Consider the following 15213-nt stretch of genomic DNA (forward strand, 5'->3'; position numbering starts at 1 on the left):
CTGAGATTAGGAAGAACAACTGTAATGAGATATTCCACCTGAATTGAAATATTTCTCAGGTCTAAGACGATCGTATTTTGATTCATTTTCCGGGGATTGATCGTCGTAGGGCCTGCTAAATACCTCTTGAAGCTCCTTGATGAGACTGTAATTGCCTTGCTCAGCTTCCTGATAAGCTGGTGCAATCAACCACTCTCGCCATGTATATTTTGGGTTGACAAGTTTCATCTGATCAGATTTTAATTGTTTGTCAGAACCATTTAAAATATAATGTCTCCATCGCTGTAGCCAATTATTCCATTGATGCTCATTTTGCTTGGATATAGGGTGGTAGAAACTTTCCTTGAGAGACTGGAGTTGGTCAGGTATATTAGATAATTTTCGAAAAAAAATAGTGTAGTCAACTTTTGATGAAGCCATAAGTTGAAGTAATTCGCTTACAATATCTTGATCATAATTAATAAGGCCAAGTTTATTTGCCCACATAGTGTTTATCTCATTGTTCATGGCATCAGCAAAGCTTTCACGAATAGAATCAAGTTTTGCTAATTCCTTTTTATTATTCACAAGTAGAGGACGGATTGCTGTATAAAACATATGATAATTAGCTTCTGCCGCGACTGGTTGATTAAAAAATGAGAAATGATTACCACCGCCAGTCCATGGTTGAAATTCGGGATTGAACAGTTCGCAAAATCCGAAGGGCCCATAATCAAGTGTGAAGCCACCAGCGGCACAATTGTCACTATTAAAATTACCTTGACAGTAGCCAACGCGTATCCAATTGGCTACTAGTAATATAAGCCTTTCTCGAAATAAAATTGCTAATTCGACTATCTGAACTGCCAGATCTTGATTTGTATTAATTACATGTTTATACTCTCGGCTTATAAGATGCTTTACAATCATCTCTAATTCTTTTAATGCTCCCTGATGAGTATTACTACGTAGACGACGTGCAAATAGTTCGAGCTGACCAACACGAATAAAAGATGATGCTACACGAGTCGTGATTGCTGTGCGGTTATCTATCAGGACATCTGGGTCAATCGTAGTAGAATTTTGAGAGTACCAAGGTCTTTTAACAGTTTCTAAGCGAGAAACAAAAAGAGTTAGTGATCGTGAAGTTGGGATGCCAAGAGAGTGCATGTACTCCTGTGCTAAAAATTCTCGAATGCTTGAACGTAGGACGGCACGTCCGTCCCCTCCACGACAGTAGGGAGTTGTACCTCCCCCTTTGAGTTGCATTTCTACCCGATTGCCATTGAAAAGACCTTCGAATACTGAAATTGCACGGCCATCTCCGTAGCCGTTCCCGTTACCAAAAGGACATTGCTGTGTGTATTCAGTTCCAAAGATTGATAATGCATAACCTGTGGCCCAACCTGTCTTACGCATAGATCCTCTTGCTACGCTTATATCTCCAGAAAATAGACGTTGAAAATTTTTGTCCAAGGCCAGGTCGTCACTTAACCCCAATTCTTTGAATAAAGTTTTGCTATGTGTGATGTATTCAAATTCTGGGATTGCAGTAGGGTTAACTGGAACGTAATGACCTGATTTTACTTCTCGTGGTAAATGATCATTGCCATCAGTAGTGGCTTGAGGATCTTCTTGCAATGAATCCATAAAAGAATAGTCAGCAAGGTTAGAAAACTCAGAGAAAGTATATATTTCGGAAAATTCAAGTGAGTTTGAGTCTTTTGACATCGAGTTGTATCTCTGGATAAGAGTGACTGTCAATGCTTCTCTAAAATAAGAACGTAATTGACCCCACCAGTTGACTGTTTTTTATCAATACTAGTCCCTACCAAGCTAATAAAAAATATCAAATGAGGCTTAAAGAATTTCTTTCAAAAAACATTTCAGGGAAAGTATTTTCATAGATATTGATTAATTCGGGACTTAATAATAATACTGCCCTAAGGCGAAAACATAACCCTAAGATTATCAGGATTTCTAGGAGACAGATATTTAAGCGGACCAAGGGATTACATAGAAGAATGAGAATGATTATCATTCTCTAATATAATCCCTGTCTTTTGACTATGGTATTTTCAGCAAAAAGCTTTGCTTTGTTTGCAGGGCTGATACTCGGGATGACACCTGCCTCTTGGGCAAGTTCCCCCCCCAAGGTTGTTGCAGTTGATGGTATTTTGTGCGACCTTGTCCGCACTGTTGCATCTTCATCTGCAGATGTTACATGTTTAATTCCTCCAACTGGTGATCCACATTTTTACCGCCTTAAACCAAATGAATTAGAAGTTTTATCGAACAGCAGCATTATTTTTCATAATGGCTTTGACTTGACGCCAATTGCAAAGCGATTGCCTACTGACGTACCAACTATTGCCGTTGCAGAAGAATCTCTTAAAGATTATCGATTCTCAAATACTCGTTCTGCTGATCCACATGTTTGGCACGATCCAAACAATGTTTCATTAATGTCAGTTACTTTAGAGAAAAGCTTAAAGAAAGTATTACCAAAATCTGATTGGGATAATCTTTCTCTCAGAACTGAAAAAGCAAAATTAGTATTAAGAGATCTCAGTGATTGGACTTTCTCTCAGGTGAATAAAATTCCTGAAAGAAATCGAGTTATGGCTACCGAGCATCGTGCGTTCTCTCATTTATCCGAAAGATTCAAATTGAGAGAGCTTCCCATGATTGAGTCTTTTGAAACTCGAGGAAAGATGAGACCATCTGATCTTTCTCGAATAAGCAATGAACTCAAGAATTCAGGTGCTTTAGCTCTATTTCCTGAGTCTATACCTCCTTCAAAGAGATTAAAGCGTATTAGTCGTAAAACTGGGATTCCCATCACAAATACACCTTTGTATCTTGATGGACTTGCTCCTGGCCTTTCAACTATCGAAACCGCAACTTCAAACATATGTTTGCTTGTTCAAGCTCAAGGTGCTTCTTGTGATAAAGACGAGGCAAATAAATTAGCTTCTCGTTGGAGAAATATAAATTAATTACTTAATTTTTTTAATTTCATTTTTTTACTATGCTTACTTTTTTCTCTAAAACAACAAATCCTTTCAAGACTCTACTGATGATAATTTATTTTCTCATTAGTTTTGAGTCTACATCTCCTCTTATTGCTAATGCTCATGGCGGTGGTGGAGAAGAACCTTTGGAACCTGGTGAATTCAGAAAGACAACATATGTGACTTTTGAGGGACATCATGGAGTCGAAAATAGTAAGTCAAACTCGCCTACTCATCAGGGTTTTGATGCTCTCTTAGGCATGAATTTTGATTGGGGATTAAAAGATGATGGAATGTTTTCTATAGAGGCTGCTGCGGGGCCCGTATTGGTTTGGGGTGAAGCAGATCATTTCTACGGAGCTATTCATCATGAGGAAGGCGAAGAAGAAGAAGAAGAGCATGCTCACGATAATGATTTTAAACGTACAGACTTTCGTGGCCTTTTAAAAATAAAGTACATGCCTAATGCTCGATTGAGCTTCTCTTTAGATACTAAACCGCATGTTGTGACAAAAAAACAGGGAGAGGAAAAGAAAGGTACTAAGAATGATATTGGTGCAAAAACCCTTTTTAAATTTGGAGAAGGAGACGTTAACTTTGCTTTAGGCGATGAATTTTCGGATTTAGTTGAAGGCACTTATTTAAGCCTTGAACACCGCCAAGGGTGGGAATCTGATGGTAAATGGCAAGGTAGCTATACGGATCCTCGTTTAGGGGTAGAGTTTAATTATGATCTCTTGAGTTTTCGATTAGAGGGAGGTCCTCGTTTTTATTCTCCTCGAGCCAACTCTGGGCTGACAAATAGAACTGATTTCGCAGGCGAAGTAGAGGTTAGTCGACCACTTGGAGATAAGACTGAATTGTTTGTGCACTGGCAACCCAGTTTTGCTAAAAAGGATGGCGATGAATGGAGTGCTGCTTGGAATCATCATGTGGGTGCTGGTCTTACCTACCGGTTTTAGCTTTTACAAGCAAATACAAATTCCTATCATTTGAAATTTCTAAGTGAAAGGTGTGAGAGATTTTAAGATGTTTGATAGAAAATTTCTTTCTTTCTCTCAAAGATCGATATTTGGTATATTTTTACTTATAATTGACTTTGATTTAATATCTAAAATAATTTCTACCTTTATAATGAGCAAGTGGTTATGTTTTTATAATAACTTATTTACTATCAATCTCATTTAGGAGTATGAAGTGCAAATGAGCGAAAATTCTTTTAATAAAATAGTCAAGGAATATTATGGGGCAACTCTTAAAAGCACCGCTGATTTAAAAACCTCAGCCTGTTGTGATTCAACAAACGTGCCAGAGGAACTGAAGAAATATCTAGATTTGATTCATCCTGAAGTCCTCTCTCATTATTATGGATGCGGCTTAGTTGCACCCTCGTTATTAGAGGGATTACGTATTCTTGATTTAGGCTGTGGTAGTGGTCGCGATGTCTATTTACTCTCGCAATTAGTGGGAAAAAAAGGAGAGGTTATTGGGATTGATATGACATCAAATCAATTAGCTGTTGCGAATAGATATAGTGATTATCATGCTGATAAGTTTGGCTTTAAAAATTTTCAATTTTATCAAGGTTATATAGAAGAACTTGATCAACTTAATCTTAATCCCAATAGCTTTGACTTGGTGATTTCAAATTGTGTTGTAAATTTGAGTACTAATAAAAATGCCGTTTTTTCAGGTATTAAGAAGCTTTTAAAGCCTGGCGGAGAATTTTATTTTGCTGATATTTATTCTGATCGCCGTATACCGGAAAAATTAAAAAAGGATCCTTTGCTCTATGGAGAATGTCTAAGCGGTTCCCTTTATTGGAATGATTTTCTTCGTATTGCAAAACAAGAGGGTTTCAATGATCCCAGGCTCATAACAGATCGCGGCTTAATGATTACTGATCCTGAGTTATTAAAAAAGACTGGTTCAATTAAATTTTATTCAGCAGTATACAGACTTTTCAACGTAGCAGAGATTGAAGATGCCTGCGAGGATTATGGACAAGCAGTAATTTACAGAGGAACTATTCCTGATCAAATTGACATGTTTGTCTTTGATAAGCATCATCGCATGGAAAAAAATAAAATATTTCCAGTTTGTTCAAATACCTTCAGAATGCTTCTTGAATCACGTTTTTCACCACACTTTCATTTTATTGGAGACTTCAGTAGACATTTTGGGATTTTTAAGGGGTGTGGATTAAATTCGCCTTTTGAAGATATGAAATCAGATGAAATTAACATCAGTAATAGCAGTTGTTGTTGATTGTCTTAGAATTAGCTCTATTTTTTAAGAAGTTTTTCGAGTCTATCTCTTTGCTTTTTTAATGAATCCTTTTTTGAATGATTATTCTCTGAAATGTTTTCTTTTGTTTTTAACACTGACTTGTTATTTCTCAAAGTGAGAGAAATCCACCAAACTTGTAGACCAGCAAAAATAAAAGCTAGAGTTACAAGAGGTATTGTTCCTGGCTTTACTTCCATCGAATGATTTAAATAGCGTTTTTCAATTTTATTTGCCCATTGCTCTTCTTAATTTTTCAGTTTCATCCATACCTTCCATTATGGTGAAAGTTGAGTCCTTAGTGGCAGCATGTCGTAACTTGGATAAATCTTGATATTCATTTGATTCATAGGCATCAACTGCTGCACGCATTGATGGGAATTCACATATCACTGCCAAGTTTGCACCTTTTGTTTGCTCTTTCCCCTGTGGGCTTGTGTCTTTCGCAAATACTCGTCCACCAACAGCTTCCAACCATGGCACTACTTTCTCAACATAATTAGAAAAAAGTTGTTGATCGACAACTTTTGCAGTTGAGATCCAATACCCTTTAGCTCCTCTTTTGTCCATAAGGCTAATCTCTGTAAGACCTAAGTGAATTTATTTATAGACATATTGTAGTCGCAAAAAAATTCGCTGCTTAAGCATTTCATAATTAGCTTTTTCATGAGTTAATGTCCAATTGATATCAGAAAAATGAGAATTGATCTAGTTTGAGTGATTTTTAAGTTAAAGGAGCAAAAATCTTTGTATCATAGGAGCATTGTTTATTACTGTTGCTTTATAAGGCATTAAAATAAAGTATTAGAACTAAAGTCTTGTCTTCTTAGCTCTATTACTTTTTATGTTTTACCTACTCAAGGAGTCTTTATGTCTTCTAGCGACAATCAGGCAATGAAGTCAATTGAGGTGGCTTTAGATTATGTTCTACTCAGATTGAATCAATTAAAAGGGAACGATAGACTTGCATTAGCTGGTGAATTTAAAGAATGGCTCGCAGATGATGAATTGAAAGAGAGAGTTTGGTTCTGTACATCTCTCAGATAATTTCTCCTTTAAAAATCATAAAATATACCCAAATTGATCTACGTTTAAGAATTTAGTGTAGTTTGTATTTAAACCTATATTTGCTGGTGGCTTTAATTCATTTACTTAGAAGATATATCAATGAATATTTTAAATTATACTTAGTGTTGTTAACACAAGCTTTAATCAAGATTTGTCAATTAAATAGATATCTTTTTCTGCCCTTGTTTTATCAATTGAAACATATGAGACTGAAAATCATTTATAGTTAATTGTTAGTTATACTTTTTCAATGAAAGAGACGTCACATGATCGAAAAAAAAGATTTAAAAGAATGTCAAGTGAAGAACGCCAATTATTAATTCGAGAAAAAATGAGAATGGAGGGGCTAGAGGAGGGTAGTGGAGTGAAAAGAAGTCAAGCCTCGAACTATGCTGAGGATGAAATAAGAGAATTGATTGAAATAACAAGCTGTTTTCCTGAACTAAAAAAAAACAGTAATAGAAGAATCTAATGAATGTTTAAAGTTAATTAATAAAATAATTGCGTATACACATTTTAAAAATCATCAATTTGGAGACTAGTCAATTTGTTATTTATTTGTTCAAGATGCCTCTATTTGTTCGTTTTCAACTAATTTCCACCCACTGCGCATTAATTCATTCCAAGTTTCAGCAGCGCTGTTTAAATCAAGAGTTCGTGAGTTTTTTATTCGAATGGGAACCCCATCAAGAGCATACCAAAGCTGAGTAATAATTTGTGGTAGACGCATTAGTGACTTTGGATCTTTTATAAAAAAAAGAACCATTTCACCTTTGGGGTTGATTAACCACCCAGTTGGGATTGATTGTTTTTTCTGCACTGCTTAGATCAGCTATTTAAAACTAAGGTTGACCTTTCCTCTGGATGATTACCGGAGTTGCTTTATGAACCAACCAGGTGAATGGTACATTTATACTATAGCATATTGCTGGACACGCTAATAATCGAATTTTTTGTGGTAACTTAACCATTAGTAAAAATTTGTGAATAATAATAATCAAATGTTTAAAATTGTCAGATATTGAATAACTTATAATTAGCAAAAGAAATTCAGTTTATTAATTATTAATCAGGAAATATGTTTTTGTATTGACGATAGAGATTTACCTCTAGAGCGTTCTTCTTTTGTGAGAGGTATCCAACTCCAGCTAAAAATTAAAGTTATTGAATAGCCTACTAATATATGACCAGTAAGTAAAATTAATATATTTTGTATTGTCATTATTGGTTAAGACTAGAGATTGTTCATAACAGTTATACTTAATTATAATCGAATATTATGTGAGTGCGATTACTGATTAAATCAAAAAGCTTGCCTGTGCATGATTGGTGTAAACCGAATCACGGTTGTTATTATTGATTCCTAAGATTAAGAAAAACAAAAATGCATGTCTGAATTACAACTGGTTGATAGTTTCCCAATGTGGAAAGCTGTTTTGTGGTGTTTTTACCCTATGGCTGCTCTAGTCTTGATTGAGCTAATATCCCGCGCTATCTCCAATGACGATGATGATTTTGGGGGAGGAAAAATGATTCCTGCTTTTCAACCAGTAAAAAGTTAATCGATTTATTTATAAATCAACAGTTTTCATAGGACCTATTTACATGCAGTTCTCAATATTTCAGAAACCCCATACTAAACTATTTGCTCTATTGTCATCCACGCGAGAATTATCAAACATTATTTTAACTTTGTTTTGTAAAAATAGGTTTAAGTTCCTGAATACCTGTAGTTTTTACCCATAGAGTTTTGGTGAAAAGTAGTTTATGTTGAATTAGTTGATAGTATATCGATGTCTATCTTCGCTCGCATGAGTAGATCTGAGTTAATCCATGGTCGAGTTGCTATGGTAATTATTATTGGACTATTAGCGACCAAGGTTTACCAAGGATTTTAAGTTTTTCTTTTCGTTATGGCTAATCCAATAAAGGCTGTGAAAAATTGGTTTTTTGAATTAATAGAAGATGCTGTAGGTAAGGAAACAATGAAAAAGTACAGAGAAGAGACGTATAATTTTAAAAACTCAAAATAATAGTTTTTTTATTAATATTTAATAATCTTTAACTTAAATATAAACTCAAAATAATAACTTGGATCTTTATTTAAGCTCAAGACTTATTATCCCATCCAGTGAAATAAAATGGCGATTTTCAAGATCATCTGGATCAGGAGGCCAGAATGTGAATAAAATTGATAGTAAGGTAGAACTAATTTTTAACGTTCAGAAATCAAAAGTTTTATCTGCCTCTGATAAACATCTTATAAAACTCAACTCTAAAAATAAATTTAAAAGTGGCAATATCATTATATTTGCTCAAGAGGAACGAACTCAGTTAAAGAATAGAAAGCTTGCGTTGAAAAAACTTTCAATAACACTTAAGAGACTTTTGAAGCCACTTCCTAAAAAACGTATTAAGACTCTCCCTTCTAAATCCTCAAAAAGGAAAAGAATTCAGGAAAAAAAGAGACGAGGAGAAATAAAAAAAAATAGAGGATATAAATCCATATCTGACAATTTATATTAAATATCAAATCTTTTCTGAAAACTAGATAGATTTTTTCTTGTTTTTTGATCGTTATTTATGATGCGGCAGATTTTTGGTTCATAAAATTATCTTTAATCAAATACAGATAAACAGTATTTCTATAATCTTTGATTAAATTTTTTAATCCACAATTTCAATTTAATTGATATAGATTGTGAATAACATCTAAGAATTTTTTCTTTATGCTTACTAATGAAGAGGAATTAAGAAGACTTTTTACTTTGTCATATGGAGATGCCCCCCCCAATAAAAAAAAATGGGAGTCTCTTTACAGTGAGGATGTCATATTCATCGACCCTACTCAAAAAAAAGAAGGTATTGATGCATATGTAAATGCTCAAAATCAATTAATTAAACGATGCGATGATGTCTTCCTCAAACCCCATGCCATTGCATTTACCAATAATGTAGCTTTCGTTGAATGGACTATGGGGCTTAAAATAAAAGGCTTTGAATTTATTTATGAGGGAACAACTAGGTTAAGATTTAATGAGTATCAAAAAGTTGTTGAACACAGAGATTACTTTGACTTTTGCTCATGCACTTTTGCTAATGTTCCAATTTTAGGGAACTTTTTTCGTTGGTTATATTCTTTGTTTGTTGACTGAATTAGTTTGTAAGACAGAACTATTGGCTTTTGCTGGAATCTTTGATCTGATATACCTTCGACCTCCCGTTACATTTCCTGACTGCCCATGAGATGGGCGCTTTTTGACTCTCTTGCTCAACGCATATTTTTTGGAAGTTAGCCCATTTTGCAACTGGCTGAAGAGTTATTGCGATCAGAGCAAGACTTGCCGCACATATAATAGTTGTAATAATCAATATTATTTTTATCCATTCGAAATTTTTCATTGCGTTCATAATGCTCTTGAAGCTACTGAATAAGCTATAACAAAATTTTCTCTAAAAAACTTTTGCAACTTCCCAAACTTGACTTTTAATAGATTTATTGAGCTTGGAGCTTTCTTTAGTTGATTATTTGTGATTATCAGTTTCACTAACTAAAATCTCAGAAATCAATACAAAAGATTGAAACCCAGACAACTATTAAAACACTCAGATGCCTTCGCTAATCACTTTATTACTTTATATTCTCGGGGGCGCTGCTTTTGGGTCTCTGCTGCTTTTTACAGGGATCCCTGCAGCCCCACTTTTGGGAGCAATATTGGGCGCTGGTTTATTGAGCATTAGCGGTTTGCTTGACGTAGCAGCTTGGCCTTTAGGTACAAAGACGGTCTTGGGGATAGGTATTGGGACTGTTATCGGCACGGGGATTAATAAAGATACATTGGGGGAATTGCAAGTTCTATGGAAACCTGCATTAATAATTACATTTACTCTTTTAATTACCGGCATTTTAGTGGGATTGGCTGTAAGCAAATATTTGGGAGTTGAAAAAATAGTTGCTCTTTTAGGTGCAGCGCCTGGCGGAACTATCGGGATGAGTCTAATTGGGGCAGAATTTGGTGTTGGCGCAGCAGTGGCTGCGCTTCATGCGGTTAGGTTAATAACTGTTCTTTTTCTTGTTCCTTTAATTGTAAATTTTTTAACGCTTGGTAAAGGTATTGATATCCTAAAGTAATTTAGGTTTTAAAAAAGTTAAATAAATTGATTTTAAATTGGATTTCAAGTATTTTAGAATTTAGTGAAGATAAAAAAATAACTAACTATCTTTTCTGATGTATTCATGAACATTGACTTCTTTTGAATAGTGTAGAATATTAATATATCTACTTAACCCGTAATTATTTTTTAAATTCTACTACTAATTTCGCATAAGTTATTTATAAATTAAATAAAATAGTTTAAGTAATGAAATCTTTTTAATGTTAATAATTAATTTTAGTAACGGCATTACGAGCTTTATTTAGTATTTCTCCTTTTAAAGGGATGAAACCCAAATTAGAGGCTTTATTCTGAGCCTTATCGCTGAGAAGGTAGTTAAGAGATTTTTTAATAGACTCTGTTTTTGAGCCATTACCCGTTTGATAAGCGAGTATCCAAGTGAGAGTTGCAATTGGATAAGCTCCTTTTGCACTTGGATTTGGGTTTTTCCCAGCTAGATTCTCATCAAGATCAATGTTATTAAGCGCTATGGCACCAGCCTTAATATTGGGTTTGACAAACTCGCCGGATAAATTTTGAAGTGCAGCTGCTCTAATATTTCCTTGAATATAGGATTGGTTGATATACCCAATCGCTCCAGGAGTCTTTTTTATGATACCTGCAACCCCGGCATTTCCTTTCCCACCAACGCCTGAAGGCCATGCAACAGACTTACCGGTTCCTAATGTCCAATTCTGAGAAAATGCCTCCATTGAATTCGTGAAGGCTTTAGTTGTTCCAGATCCATCTGAGCGGTGCACCCAAATAAGCTTTTGAGTTGGGCAACCTAGTTCATTCCAATTATCAATGGTGCCAATAGCAATTTGAACTGCTTTTTCTTGAGTAAGCTTGAGATCACACTCAGGATTGTTATATCCGAAAGCAACAGTACCTCCCACCATTGGAATTTGAATCAATCCACGTGACACTTTTGCAATATCCTCAGCTTTCATTGGATCGTCCGAAGCTCCAAAATCAACTGTTTGATCAATGAAAGCTTTTCGACCAGAACCTGATCCAATAGCTTGATAATTCACCCTTGGCCCACCATCCGTATATAAATCTGAAAACCAACGTGTATAAATTTTTGAAGGGAATGTCGCACCCGCACCACTAAGTCTTCTTGACTTAGTGGTGGGCGCGCTGCATGAAATTAATCCAATACAAAGAATGCTGAGAGGTATGATGAACCTGGCCTTTTTTGAAATACGCATAAAAAGCCCGCAATTGATTTCAAATGTATTATCCGTCAAAGGCATCAAGTTTTTAGCTGTTTTTTTGATGTGTTGACTTTTCCTAAGGATCTCTATTCTTTAGGAACATGTTATTGATTATTGAAATTTTGATGAATTGCTTGTGAAATTAAACCTTGTTAAACGGCTAACTTTTTTCAAATCACCATAGACTTAACTATGATCAGGACATGACATATTTATTTATTTATGTTGTAGGTATCATTTCTATCTGGTGGATATATCGGGTTGGATGGTTGAGAGCCACGAAATTGTTCATCAGTGTACTGATACCATCCATTTTGATTGTTTTGTTTAACGTTAAGGCTGGTCGATTACTCTTTAAAAGCCCGTTGGTTGGATTAATAAGTGTCCTCCCAACTACTTTATTTATCTACAGAGGTTCTAAACCTTTGGTTGAAAGTATTAATTCATGGATAGACCAAAAAATAAATTTTGCCACTGATTCTAAAGAGGTTGTTGATGCAGAGGTTCTTTCCAAAGAGGATGCGTGATTGCAAATTTTCAAACCTCTCACTCAGATGGCATAAATTATTTTTTTATTAATTAATTGAGCTTTGTCTGTGGAGTAAAAAAGAGTGAAACCATACCGATTGAAAAAAATGAAAATAGTGCACTTACCACCAGAAATAAAATAAATATTCCAGTTGACTCTTGGAGGTTTAAAAAGTCAACAGCCTTAGTAAGCTCCTCTCCAATTAATCCCATGATTACAAGAAAATAATAACGAAAATACTCTTATTTTTTTTATTTCGCAGTGCATAAATCACATTCATGTAATTTTTATTTAGCAATTTGGTTTTTTTTTGATCCACGCAAAGGTAAATTCCAATACCATTAAGTATTTACTCCATGGATTAACTGCATGAGACGATTTCCCTTGCTTTCATGCTGAGTGGATTAATAACCTTGTCAAGTTAAGGTAAATTCGAGTTTTAAGAATATGAAGAGATTTAAAAAAATCAAAATTTCATAAAAATTACTAAAAATAATATATGAGTGAAAATACTGACTTGATTTATTTGAATTTTATCAGAATCTTAAAAAAGCAACCCTATTGATAATGATTGAAAAAATTTCAGTTGACCCTTTTATTAGTACACACATGATAAAAAATGATGAGCTAAGTAGTTTTGAATTCAAGCCAATAAAAAAGTATGAAAATAGATTAAATCTCAATGCAATTGATTTGATAAAAAATTTATATGATATGGGAAAATAAAGTCATATTGACCATATTTAGATTCGTTATGAAAAGTTTTAATAAACAAGGTATAGACATTATTAAATGAGGCGTTAGTTTCAGATATATATCAACTAAGGATTATGTGTACAACAAATTTGTGTATTGCATTGTATGTGCTTTCATTATGTAGTTTTGCATGGTTTGGAGTAGTTGCTTTGATTATGATAAGAAGTAGTAAAGACCAGGGTAATTTTTATATCATAGATCCTCTAGTGAAGTGGTTTAATACTGAGTTATTAATACCTGCAGAATGTTTTAACAAGGAAGCAATACTACCTGTGTTGAAATATCTGAAGGTGTCAGCTAAAGAATGGAATAAAGTTGTGGGATCTAAGCCAGAGCTTACTTTTTAAAAGTAAAGCAGAAATATTGCTTTTATTTTTTAAATCTATCAGTCATAAAAAAAATATTATTAGCCACTAAGTTTAATTAATATTACTTGTTTTCAAGTATTTAGCACCTCAAACAAACCATATTTATAGAGTATTATTGAACATAATATTCCAAAGGCCCAAGAAATCCCCCTTGCCGTAGGGATATCCCCGACATAAACCACGATATAAATCAATCTTACAAAAGGATGTATCCATGCAGCTGCTAAGGCTATTGGAGATACCACTCCAGATATGAGACATAAGAGACAAGCGGGAGCATGAAATATCAAACTTTCCCAACAATTTTGATGACACCAAACAGCCCTTTTTCCGAAATTTGGTAAATCATCAAATAATGCTCTTGGAGCACTCATATTTTCTGAAGAATAACCAGCTTTAACTCTTCCATAAGTTAGAGGAGCAATAGATGTCATTACAACAAAACTGGAAAGACAAAGACTTAATGCAAATGCATTTTCCATAAAAGTCAAAATGTTAGCTTAGAGTATTGTTTTTATTATTGTGAAATTAATCATCATTTAGGGCTATTTATTGGAAAATTTTCTTTCAAAATTATTTTATTGATTTTTGTATTGGAAGTCGAAGTTAAGAGTAAAAATAATTTTAAAAAATTTCTTGCCATCAATATTCATCAATTTTCTTTAAGATGCCTTTTAAGCTTTTTCGCCTCATTTCACACCTAATGAATTAATTACAATCCAAGCACAATCAATTAGGTGGTCATGTTGCCCCCATTTTTTGATGAAAAACTCATACTAATCTCAACAGTCGATTATTTGCCGACCTAATTTTCTATTGCAGGTGTCATTCCCTTCCCAAAAGTAAAAGTAAGAATTGAATTATTTAAAATTTTTTTTTGATTAGGAGAAAACTTAAAATAATGAATTGAATGATCATTTTTAATTAAGAAAACTAAATATTGTTTAGTAAGGGATATAACGCCAGTGGAGAGAGACCTCCTGAGAAACTGATTCCGATATTATGCTTCTTCAATCTCTCGAGTGCTTATTGTTGAATTTGAAAATATCCAAGGATCAGGCTATTACTTGTAATGGAAATAATTATCGTCTATGTATAGAAATAATGGTATTTTGTATGAAATTATTATTGGATTTTTTTTATGGGCAAACTGATTGCAAAGAATTTGTTTTTTTCTTATGAAAGGCAGTCAGTTATTGAAGATGTTTCAATTAAGCTCACCCCTGGAACTCTTACAGCCCTGGTGGGTCCGAACGGTGCTGGCAAATCAACACTTTTGCGATTATTACAAGGCCAAAATAAAACTTTTCAGGGTGAAATCACCATTGATGGAAACCCCTTAGAAAAGGCACTTGATCAAGTTGCACTGATGCCTCAAAGGAGTTCAATAAATTGGAATTTTCCAATTACTGTTGAGGGATTGGTTTCATTGGGTCGAGTTAATCATCCGAAGATAACTTGTTGTGAAATTGAGGCTGCACTTCAGAGAGTAGGCATATCTGGATTGGCTAATAGGAGGCTTGATTCTTTATCCGGTGGTCAGCAACAAAGAGCACTACTAGCAAAGACCTTGATGAGACGAGCCTCAATATTTCTTCTTGATGAACCATGTTCAGCGCTTGATCCGCCAGCCAGGGAAAAATTTTTAGTCATAATGAGACAACTCGCCAATGCGGGCTTTACAATTTTTGTAAGTAGTCATGATTGGGGTAAATCTCTTGGGGCCTATGACAAAGTAGTAGCTCTTGATAAAACAGTTTTAGCTTACGGAACACCTAGAGAAGTACAAGAAAAACTGCCTGCCATACCATGTATGGGGAACCATTGCTGTGATTGAG

General features: G+C 34.4%; 21 protein-coding genes. 13 read left to right on the forward strand and 8 right to left on the reverse strand.

The window, feature by feature from the left end; all coding sequences use genetic code 11:
* Positions 1-6 precede the first annotated feature (6 nt).
* Positions 7-1710, reverse strand: coding sequence for a protein adenylyltransferase SelO family protein (locus tag AC6EJA_RS08470; RefSeq protein ID WP_498502219.1), 1704 nt, complete (start codon positions 1708-1710; stop codon positions 7-9).
* A 389-nt stretch (positions 1711-2099) separates the two neighbouring features.
* On the opposite strand from AC6EJA_RS08470, the gene AC6EJA_RS08475 reads away from it, so the two are divergent.
* The 3 genes from AC6EJA_RS08475 to AC6EJA_RS08485 all read left to right on the forward strand — a co-directional run bounded on the left by AC6EJA_RS08475 (position 2100) and on the right by AC6EJA_RS08485 (position 5261).
* Positions 2100-2978, forward strand: coding sequence for a metal ABC transporter solute-binding protein, Zn/Mn family (locus AC6EJA_RS08475; protein WP_498502220.1), 879 nt, complete (start codon positions 2100-2102; stop codon positions 2976-2978).
* 80 nt (positions 2979-3058) lie between these two features.
* On the forward strand, positions 3059-3955 hold the full coding sequence (locus tag AC6EJA_RS08480) for a hypothetical protein (protein WP_498502221.1): 897 nt from the start codon (positions 3059-3061) through the stop codon (positions 3953-3955).
* 241 nt (positions 3956-4196) lie between these two features.
* On the forward strand, positions 4197-5261 hold the full coding sequence (locus AC6EJA_RS08485; RefSeq protein ID WP_498502222.1) for a methyltransferase domain-containing protein: 1065 nt from the start codon (positions 4197-4199) through the stop codon (positions 5259-5261).
* A gap of 17 nt (positions 5262-5278) precedes the next feature.
* On the opposite strand, the gene AC6EJA_RS08490 is transcribed toward AC6EJA_RS08485, so the two are convergent.
* Both AC6EJA_RS08490 and AC6EJA_RS08495 read right to left on the reverse strand, forming a co-directional pair.
* Positions 5279-5479, reverse strand: coding sequence for a DUF8681 family protein (locus tag AC6EJA_RS08490; protein WP_498502223.1), 201 nt, complete (start codon positions 5477-5479; stop codon positions 5279-5281).
* A gap of 28 nt (positions 5480-5507) precedes the next feature.
* A complete protein-coding gene (locus AC6EJA_RS08495) occupies positions 5508-5849 on the reverse strand; it encodes a DUF1330 domain-containing protein (RefSeq protein ID WP_498502224.1) in 342 nt (113 codons plus the stop codon).
* 300 nt (positions 5850-6149) lie between these two features.
* On the opposite strand from AC6EJA_RS08495, the gene AC6EJA_RS08500 reads away from it, so the two are divergent.
* The gene (locus tag AC6EJA_RS08500) at positions 6150-6326 is read left to right on the forward strand and encodes a hypothetical protein (RefSeq protein WP_498502225.1); all 177 of its coding nucleotides are present in this window, start codon (positions 6150-6152) and stop codon (positions 6324-6326) included.
* A 271-nt stretch (positions 6327-6597) separates the two neighbouring features.
* Complete coding sequence (locus AC6EJA_RS08505) at positions 6598-6819, forward strand: hypothetical protein (RefSeq protein ID WP_498502226.1); 222 nt, start codon at positions 6598-6600, stop codon at positions 6817-6819.
* A gap of 90 nt (positions 6820-6909) precedes the next feature.
* Here the strand turns inward: AC6EJA_RS08505 and AC6EJA_RS08510 are convergent, their stop codons facing one another.
* Together AC6EJA_RS08510 and AC6EJA_RS08515 are read right to left on the reverse strand one after the other, a co-directional pair.
* The gene (locus AC6EJA_RS08510) at positions 6910-7167 is read right to left on the reverse strand and encodes a DUF1651 domain-containing protein (protein ID WP_498502227.1); all 258 of its coding nucleotides are present in this window, start codon (positions 7165-7167) and stop codon (positions 6910-6912) included.
* Positions 7168-7416: 249 nt separating this feature from the next.
* Positions 7417-7569 carry a hypothetical protein gene (locus tag AC6EJA_RS08515; RefSeq protein ID WP_498502229.1) on the reverse strand — a complete coding sequence of 51 codons (153 nt, stop codon included), beginning with the start codon at positions 7567-7569 and terminating at the stop codon, positions 7417-7419.
* 166 nt (positions 7570-7735) lie between these two features.
* On the opposite strand from AC6EJA_RS08515, the gene AC6EJA_RS08520 reads away from it, so the two are divergent.
* The 3 genes from AC6EJA_RS08520 to AC6EJA_RS08530 all read left to right on the forward strand — a co-directional run bounded on the left by AC6EJA_RS08520 (position 7736) and on the right by AC6EJA_RS08530 (position 9502).
* Positions 7736-7909: a hypothetical protein gene (locus AC6EJA_RS08520; protein WP_498502230.1), complete on the forward strand. Its 174-nt coding sequence runs from the start codon at positions 7736-7738 to the stop codon at positions 7907-7909.
* A 529-nt stretch (positions 7910-8438) separates the two neighbouring features.
* Entirely contained in the window at positions 8439-8873 is a 435-nt protein-coding gene (arfB, locus tag AC6EJA_RS08525; protein ID WP_498502232.1) for an alternative ribosome rescue aminoacyl-tRNA hydrolase ArfB, read from the forward strand.
* Between the two features lie 203 nt (positions 8874-9076).
* Positions 9077-9502 carry a nuclear transport factor 2 family protein gene (locus AC6EJA_RS08530; protein WP_498502233.1) on the forward strand — a complete coding sequence of 142 codons (426 nt, stop codon included), beginning with the start codon at positions 9077-9079 and terminating at the stop codon, positions 9500-9502.
* 19 nt (positions 9503-9521) lie between these two features.
* Here AC6EJA_RS08530 and AC6EJA_RS08535 read toward each other — a convergent pair whose 3' ends face one another.
* Positions 9522-9749, reverse strand: coding sequence for a hypothetical protein (locus AC6EJA_RS08535; RefSeq protein ID WP_498502234.1), 228 nt, complete (start codon positions 9747-9749; stop codon positions 9522-9524).
* 208 nt (positions 9750-9957) lie between these two features.
* Between AC6EJA_RS08535 and AC6EJA_RS08540 the strand changes: the two genes are divergently transcribed.
* Positions 9958-10479 carry an AbrB family transcriptional regulator gene (locus AC6EJA_RS08540; protein ID WP_498502235.1) on the forward strand — a complete coding sequence of 174 codons (522 nt, stop codon included), beginning with the start codon at positions 9958-9960 and terminating at the stop codon, positions 10477-10479.
* Between the two features lie 247 nt (positions 10480-10726).
* On the opposite strand, the gene pstS is transcribed toward AC6EJA_RS08540, so the two are convergent.
* Positions 10727-11716, reverse strand: a complete 990-nt coding sequence (gene pstS, locus AC6EJA_RS08545; protein WP_498502236.1) for a phosphate ABC transporter substrate-binding protein PstS — start codon at positions 11714-11716, stop codon at positions 10727-10729.
* A gap of 209 nt (positions 11717-11925) precedes the next feature.
* On the opposite strand from pstS, the gene AC6EJA_RS08550 reads away from it, so the two are divergent.
* The 3 genes from AC6EJA_RS08550 (at position 11926) to AC6EJA_RS08560 (ending at position 13354) form a co-directional block, all read left to right on the forward strand.
* Positions 11926-12249, forward strand: coding sequence for a hypothetical protein (locus AC6EJA_RS08550; RefSeq protein WP_498502237.1), 324 nt, complete (start codon positions 11926-11928; stop codon positions 12247-12249).
* Positions 12250-12818: 569 nt separating this feature from the next.
* Positions 12819-12977: a hypothetical protein gene (locus AC6EJA_RS08555; RefSeq protein WP_498502238.1), complete on the forward strand. Its 159-nt coding sequence runs from the start codon at positions 12819-12821 to the stop codon at positions 12975-12977.
* Between the two features lie 104 nt (positions 12978-13081).
* On the forward strand, positions 13082-13354 hold the full coding sequence (locus tag AC6EJA_RS08560) for a hypothetical protein (RefSeq protein WP_498502239.1): 273 nt from the start codon (positions 13082-13084) through the stop codon (positions 13352-13354).
* A gap of 92 nt (positions 13355-13446) precedes the next feature.
* Here the strand turns inward: AC6EJA_RS08560 and AC6EJA_RS08565 are convergent, their stop codons facing one another.
* Positions 13447-13857: an MAPEG family protein gene (locus tag AC6EJA_RS08565; protein WP_498502240.1), complete on the reverse strand. Its 411-nt coding sequence runs from the start codon at positions 13855-13857 to the stop codon at positions 13447-13449.
* 659 nt (positions 13858-14516) lie between these two features.
* Here AC6EJA_RS08565 and AC6EJA_RS08570 point away from each other — a divergent pair.
* Positions 14517-15212: an ABC transporter ATP-binding protein gene (locus AC6EJA_RS08570; protein ID WP_498502241.1), complete on the forward strand. Its 696-nt coding sequence runs from the start codon at positions 14517-14519 to the stop codon at positions 15210-15212.
* Position 15213 lies beyond the last annotated feature (1 nt).

This window comes from Prochlorococcus sp. MIT2309 (assembly GCF_059772305.1).

Excerpts from the sequence above, each read along its gene's own strand:
- AC6EJA_RS08495 (WP_498502224.1), bottom strand. The coding sequence starts at position 5,849 with ATGGACAAAAGAGGAGCTAAAGGGTATTGGATCTCAACTGCAAAAGTT.
- pstS (WP_498502236.1), bottom strand. The coding sequence starts at position 11,716 with ATGCGTATTTCAAAAAAGGCCAGGTTCATCATACCTCTCAGCATTCTT.
- AC6EJA_RS08570 (WP_498502241.1), top strand. The coding sequence starts at position 14,517 with ATGGGCAAACTGATTGCAAAGAATTTGTTTTTTTCTTATGAAAGGCAG.
- AC6EJA_RS08535 (WP_498502234.1), bottom strand. The coding sequence starts at position 9,749 with ATGAAAAATTTCGAATGGATAAAAATAATATTGATTATTACAACTATT.
- AC6EJA_RS08505 (WP_498502226.1), top strand. The coding sequence starts at position 6,598 with ATGAAAGAGACGTCACATGATCGAAAAAAAAGATTTAAAAGAATGTCA.
- AC6EJA_RS08480 (WP_498502221.1), top strand. The coding sequence starts at position 3,059 with ATGATAATTTATTTTCTCATTAGTTTTGAGTCTACATCTCCTCTTATT.
- AC6EJA_RS08520 (WP_498502230.1), top strand. The coding sequence starts at position 7,736 with ATGTCTGAATTACAACTGGTTGATAGTTTCCCAATGTGGAAAGCTGTT.
- AC6EJA_RS08490 (WP_498502223.1), bottom strand. The coding sequence starts at position 5,479 with ATGGAAGTAAAGCCAGGAACAATACCTCTTGTAACTCTAGCTTTTATT.
- AC6EJA_RS08560 (WP_498502239.1), top strand. The coding sequence starts at position 13,082 with ATGTGTACAACAAATTTGTGTATTGCATTGTATGTGCTTTCATTATGT.
- AC6EJA_RS08540 (WP_498502235.1), top strand. The coding sequence starts at position 9,958 with ATGCCTTCGCTAATCACTTTATTACTTTATATTCTCGGGGGCGCTGCT.
- AC6EJA_RS08475 (WP_498502220.1), top strand. The coding sequence starts at position 2,100 with ATGACACCTGCCTCTTGGGCAAGTTCCCCCCCCAAGGTTGTTGCAGTT.
- AC6EJA_RS08515 (WP_498502229.1), bottom strand. The coding sequence starts at position 7,569 with ATGACAATACAAAATATATTAATTTTACTTACTGGTCATATATTAGTA.
- AC6EJA_RS08500 (WP_498502225.1), top strand. The coding sequence starts at position 6,150 with ATGTCTTCTAGCGACAATCAGGCAATGAAGTCAATTGAGGTGGCTTTA.
- AC6EJA_RS08530 (WP_498502233.1), top strand. The coding sequence starts at position 9,077 with ATGCTTACTAATGAAGAGGAATTAAGAAGACTTTTTACTTTGTCATAT.
- AC6EJA_RS08565 (WP_498502240.1), bottom strand. The coding sequence starts at position 13,857 with ATGGAAAATGCATTTGCATTAAGTCTTTGTCTTTCCAGTTTTGTTGTA.
- AC6EJA_RS08555 (WP_498502238.1), top strand. The coding sequence starts at position 12,819 with ATGATTGAAAAAATTTCAGTTGACCCTTTTATTAGTACACACATGATA.
- AC6EJA_RS08550 (WP_498502237.1), top strand. The coding sequence starts at position 11,926 with ATGACATATTTATTTATTTATGTTGTAGGTATCATTTCTATCTGGTGG.
- AC6EJA_RS08470 (WP_498502219.1), bottom strand. The coding sequence starts at position 1,710 with ATGTCAAAAGACTCAAACTCACTTGAATTTTCCGAAATATATACTTTC.
- AC6EJA_RS08485 (WP_498502222.1), top strand. The coding sequence starts at position 4,197 with ATGAGCGAAAATTCTTTTAATAAAATAGTCAAGGAATATTATGGGGCA.